The organism is Phyllobacterium sp. P5_D12, from assembly GCF_054049495.1.
Window position 1 is genome coordinate 1 of the sequence record NZ_JBFUMG010000847.1, and the last position, 1,398, is coordinate 1,398.

Annotated in this window: 2 protein-coding genes; one reads left to right on the forward strand and one right to left on the reverse strand. The window is 53.5% G+C overall.

Translation table 11 applies throughout. From position 1 onward, the window contains the following. Positions 1-634: 634 nt before the first annotated feature. The gene (locus ACXJ5O_RS26990) at positions 635-1,105 is read right to left on the reverse strand and encodes a group I intron-associated PD-(D/E)XK endonuclease (protein WP_457302596.1); all 471 of its coding nucleotides are present in this window, start codon (positions 1,103-1,105) and stop codon (positions 635-637) included. 108 nt (positions 1,106-1,213) lie between these two features. Here ACXJ5O_RS26990 and ACXJ5O_RS26995 point away from each other — a divergent pair. After that, positions 1,214-1,398 (forward strand): hypothetical protein (locus ACXJ5O_RS26995; protein ID WP_457302597.1); only part of this gene is annotated, 185 nt, incomplete at its 3' end.

Consider the following 1,398-nt stretch of genomic DNA (forward strand, 5'->3'; position numbering starts at 1 on the left):
CCCTTGGCTTCGGCCATGCGCGCGGCGTCTTCTTCCAGCACGGGGTGCATTGAAGTCTAGGCCCGATCGGACGCCGCACCCGCGTCCCMCACATTCGCGATTTTTTTCCTGAATCTTTGATTTTTTATTCAATGGAGGGGGTATCAAAAAAGTCGTCGCTTGGTCGTTTCCGCGGACCTGTGCCCCCGCATCGCGCGCATTTCCACGTATCAAACAATGGGTCAAGCTTATGGCACCACCTCGAAAACCACTTGCAGCGGCCCGTTTATCGGGTGCGATCGCAAAGAATCCGCAGCGTTATCGGAACCGAACTGAGCCTATCTTTGCGGAGGACCTTGGCTCGCCTCCGTTTTGGCTAACTGCGCCGCAACGCGAGGCGTGGCATGACATGGCTAATCGCTTGCCTTGGCTCAACCGATCGCATCGCTGCATAGTTGCATTGGCCGCTCATCTGCAGGCCAGCATGCAGGCGGGAGCTCTTGGTGTGCCTGGCATGCAACTCTTGCGGCAAGTCTTAGGGCAGTTGGGCGCCACGCCGGTGAGTGCCGGTAAGATCAATTGGTCGCCCGAAACTGCAGATCCAGACGACCAGTTGTTTCAGTGCTAGGCGAGGTAATTAACACTTAAATTTCCTCTAACTCTTTTCCATAGTTACGAGTTTACTCGGCTCAGCTAATAGCGCGTCTATGATGTGCCAAGCGTCTTCAAAGTGTCCATCTCTGATTTTAGCAATGTCGAGGATAGCTCTCGTGGCATACCAGCGCCCACGCGATAAAACTTCAGTTGGAGGGAGGATATAGTACGTTGGCGGCTTTCCGATCTCGTTCAGAATGACACAAACATAAATCACCCCGTCGATGATCTTGTCTTTGACAAAAGGTAATGGCCATCCGACATTCTTCTTGTGGGCTATTGCTTTGACTTGGACACAAATCGCTCGCCCGTCCTTTTCTGCAAAAAGGTCAACGGCTTTAGCATTTCCCATCGTCAGTGAGACTGAGTAGCCCCTTTTTGCTAGCTCTGCTGCAACGAACATTTCGCCTGCAATATGGGTATTGCCCGCATTTGAGCGGGCGATAGAGGGCTTGCTGTTCGGCGAAAGCATTTTTGAGGCACTCGGTTACGATCATTGAAACTATCGCGTGCTTTCTCACCACTGTCCACCACCCCACCACAGCCCGACATCGCGCGGGTTTTTTCATACGGAGAATCCATGACTCAATTTGAAACCGCAACACGCGGTGCCCACCGCTTCGTCGATCGACTTATTGCCGGCGATATCGATCCAACTACTGTTGCAGATGCGCTTATCACTCAGGCGCTCGCGTTGTGGGGTGCAGACACTGGCCGTAAGGCCGACGCAACATGCTTCTTGTTGGCTTGGGCTGCGCTGCGAGG

Excerpts from the sequence above, each read along its gene's own strand:
- ACXJ5O_RS26990 (WP_457302596.1), bottom strand. The coding sequence starts at position 1,105 with ATGCTTTCGCCGAACAGCAAGCCCTCTATCGCCCGCTCAAATGCGGGC.